The organism is Chitinimonas sp. BJB300 (genome assembly GCF_002735695.1).
Taxonomy (GTDB): Bacteria; Pseudomonadota; Gammaproteobacteria; order Burkholderiales; family Chitinimonadaceae; genus Chitinimonas.
On sequence record NZ_PDZH01000223.1, the window covers coordinates 1 to 3684 of the forward strand.

Below are 3684 nucleotides of genomic sequence, written 5' to 3' on the forward strand. Positions count from 1 at the left end.
TTGAATGCCTGAGCATCAAGACGCAGAAGAACCCATTCGCACTTTGCCGCAAGTTACTGATCAACGCCTCCCGCGCGGCTTATGATCAGTTACAGCTGCTTCTCGCAGCTACTGCGTAACATCAGACAGTAAGTGAACATTTCAACTGTGTTTTCAACGCCGTATTACTGACACGTAGCAGACTTTAGACAGGTGTCTAAGGCTGAGAATCCGATCAATGTCTCGTGAACCAAGGCAAGACAAGGCGAAATGGCAGAGGAAGTGGCGTTTACTAAGGGTAAATGCGCATTCCAATGGCGTTTTTAACGCTGAGTCGCTGATGGATAGCAGACATTGAACCGGTTTGAACCCATTCTAGCTTGCAAGAGAAAGGTAAAACGCAGGCGGCAGTGGCGCTTACAAAGTCAGCCGAGCGTGCTGAAAGTGTTTTCAGGGCAACATTTCTGATGCAGCGTAGGGACGGGTGGGTATTGAGGGCCTCCATCAAAGCGGATGCCTGTGGGATTGCTTTAGAATGAACCGCTTATTACCGTTGGCATGCCAGCCATTGCTCAAGCGTTGCCAATGTAGCGTAAAGCTGGTTGAGTGAAGCGTTGGGCTGTAGCAGCGGAATTGCGTGTTTGCGTAAGTAAAGCTTATGCGCCTTGCTTGATAAATAGCGCTCTTCATTTAAAGCCGCATAATTTATCGTGATGCCATGTCTAGCCAAAGTTGGTTCTAACTCTGCAGCCCGAAGGCGCAGGTCGGCACGCGTGTGCTGATAGGCGTGCTCACACATATTCTCGCGATCGGCATAACTGAACACATTTGAGAAAAAAATCTCTTTATCGCCATGGCTTGGCTCGAACAGCAAAATGTCGATGTCCGAATGGCTATGTGCGTAGCGTTGCATGCCTACCCGCATGCGCGAATGAATGATGGAACGAAACGTCTGCGACAGTACTACCGGTAAACCACCCTGCATGAGCTTATCGCGGGTATTGGATTGGCCGTAGGGGGAGACGCGGCTATCAAAAGGCACGATAGGGTTGAGGCAGATCACCAGATCGGCTTCTTCATCCAAGCTGATAGAGGCGTGCAGCGTTTTCTTCAGGGCGCCATCCACATAGTGATCACCATCAATTTCCACGGGTGGAAACAACCCCGGTAAGGCGGAGGAAGCCTGGACAGCTTTAGATATGGAAACATGATCGTGGCCGATGCCACCAAACTTAACCGAACGCCCGGTATCAAGGTCGGTGGCGACGATATAGAGCTTATGGCGCAAGGCGCGGAAATCATTGGTGCGGCCTTCGCTGGTAAACACGCGGCTCAGGAAACGGTCGATTTCGCTATTGTCGAACAGGCCGGTGGGGATCGCATGGGCAAGTTGCATGAATGCCCCTGTCAGCCCTATTTCCTGTGGATGCGTGGCAAATGCCCAGAAGGCATCCATTAACAGTTCTGGAATAGTCAGGATTCGCTTGAGATATTCACGGTAGGCAGGTCGTAAGAACTGGTCTGGCTCGAAAGGGGTGGTTTTCGAGCGACTGGTGATAAAGATCTCATACATTTCCCGGGGCGTAATCTGGTTGGCCAGGGCTGCGGCGATAAAACCACCAGCGCTGATGCCAACGTAGATATCAAGGTCGGTAAATTCGATGCCTTGAAGGGCTTCTTCCAATGCACACAGCGCGCCTACTTCATAAATGGCGCCCAGAGGGCCACCCGCAGCCAGATTCAGGCCGATGCAGGGTTGAGATGATTTGCGTTTGGATCGCGGCATGGAAAGTGGCTCCGGCAATGGGCGGGACGGATGATGACGCGCTTGCTTGATTGGCCACGGTCACAGGATTGATATAAACCAACCTGGACGAATGCAAGCAGGATTGCATTGAGAGAGCAACGTTTGTACCTGCTGCTGATAACGTGTAGAGGGGAACCATACTGCACCCACCACCATGGTTGCTGTATTTATCAGTTTCCATAAGGGTGGCGGTGCAGCACTACTAACTTTGGATGGGTTTTAGGCTTTGGTGGCAGGTTTGCTGTCGGCCTTCGCAACTGTCTTGCTCTCGACTTTGTCTTCTACTTTGGCGGCAAGCGCAGCTGTGGGCTTCACAGTCTGCTTTTTCACCAACTCGCTCACATTCTTGGTCAGCTCATCAATGCGCTTGTTCAAGTCAGCCAGATCTTTATTGCTGGGTACGCCCAGCGTGTTCAATGCGCGGGCAACGCGGTCTTGGAATACTTGTTCCAATTTGTCCCAGGTCTCGGTAGCTTTACTGGTTACAGACACGACTTTCTCCTCTGCTGATTTACGGCTCTTTTCTTCCACTTGTTTGCCGGCTTCAACCAAATGATCAAAGGCTTTGATACCTTCACCCTGTGCTTTGGCAAATGCCCCTAGGCCAGCCAGCCAGATTTGATTGGCCGATTCCAGGATAACGTGGGCGTATTGCTTTTCTTCAGTAGCTTTCTTCAGTGACTTGGCCATGGTGGGCTCCTTAGGTAATGAGTTGGAACGGTGATCTTTATCCAAGGGCACGGTGTGTTGCCCTTTAAATCAGTGGGCCGCAGTGGTGGAAATACTCCGCCGACGTCCCCATCTATTGCTTATGGCAGTGGCATCAGTTTACTTAGCAGCTTCTACGCTGCGGCTTGGCGAAATCGCCTGTCTTTGAGCAGATTATGGTTGGCTGGTTTCGCTAAGTGACAGTTTTTAATTGGTTTTTTTATGCACATTTTGTTGTCTCGCCACACTGTTGTTTAGGCGCTACGTTGTAGGAATGTATCAGCCGGCTACGACTACATGGATTGACGCGCCTTTTCGCTGTTGTATTGCATCTTCGTGTGCTTTTTTTGCCCATCCCATTTTTACGACAACCATGGACGATAATCTGAGTCAAGCCATTGCCCAAAGCGGGCTAAGCCGTGAACGCTACCTGTTGGCCGACTGGCAGACACGGCGTTTGGCGCATTGCTACGCAGACTTGGCGAGCAGCACGCGCTATGGTTTGGCCACGACTTTTTTTCTATCTGATATCTACGGCCCAACCGATTTTTCGCAGCGGGATGCGGATGGTGAGCGAATCGTGGTGAAAATGCGGAGCCTACTGCCCAAACGCGCGATGGCGGCGATTGAAGAAGCGCTGCATCTGAATCGACTGACTTTATCGCTGGATACGCAGCTGGTCCATAAGCTGTTCAACGACATGCAGGTGCAGACGATTGATGCCGTCAACTATACAGCGGCCTATCGGCTTTGCGATAACTACGCCCAACGTTGCGAGCAGATACGCTTGGTGCATGAGTTGGGTCGTGAGCTTGATGTCGTGGTGAAAAAACAGATGGTGCAGTTAGCACTGCGCTTGGCGCGGGGACCTGCTCACTTGGCGGGTTTGGGGGAGTTACAGGATTTTCTTGAGCGAGGCGTGGCCGCCTTCCTGCATATGGAAGGCGCTGACTACTTCCTGGATACCGTCAGAACCCGTGAAACTGCACTGCTCGAACGTATCTACGGTGGTGAAGTAAACCCCTTTGCGGACTTCCCCAGGTAAAGCGTTGTAATTTACTAGCTGATGTTACGCAGTAGCTGCGAGAAGCAGCTGTAACTGATCATAAGCCGCGCGAGAGGCGTTGATCAGTAACTTGCGGCAAAGTGCGAATGGGTTCTTCTGCGTCTTGATGCTCAGGCATTCAAGT

3 protein-coding genes are annotated in these 3684 nt (G+C 51.4%); 1 reads left to right on the forward strand and 2 read right to left on the reverse strand.

The window, feature by feature from the left end; translation table 11 throughout:
- Positions 1-526: 526 nt before the first annotated feature.
- Positions 527-1765 (reverse strand): patatin-like phospholipase family protein, encoded by a 1239-nt coding sequence (locus CSQ89_RS20420; protein WP_099407841.1) that lies wholly within the window; start codon positions 1763-1765, stop codon positions 527-529.
- A gap of 240 nt (positions 1766-2005) precedes the next feature.
- Positions 2006-2476 (reverse strand): phasin family protein, encoded by a 471-nt coding sequence (locus tag CSQ89_RS20425; RefSeq protein WP_099407842.1) that lies wholly within the window; start codon positions 2474-2476, stop codon positions 2006-2008.
- 391 nt (positions 2477-2867) lie between these two features.
- On the opposite strand from CSQ89_RS20425, the gene CSQ89_RS20430 reads away from it, so the two are divergent.
- Positions 2868-3539, forward strand: coding sequence for an FFLEELY motif protein (locus CSQ89_RS20430; RefSeq protein ID WP_099407843.1), 672 nt, complete (start codon positions 2868-2870; stop codon positions 3537-3539).
- Positions 3540-3684 lie beyond the last annotated feature (145 nt).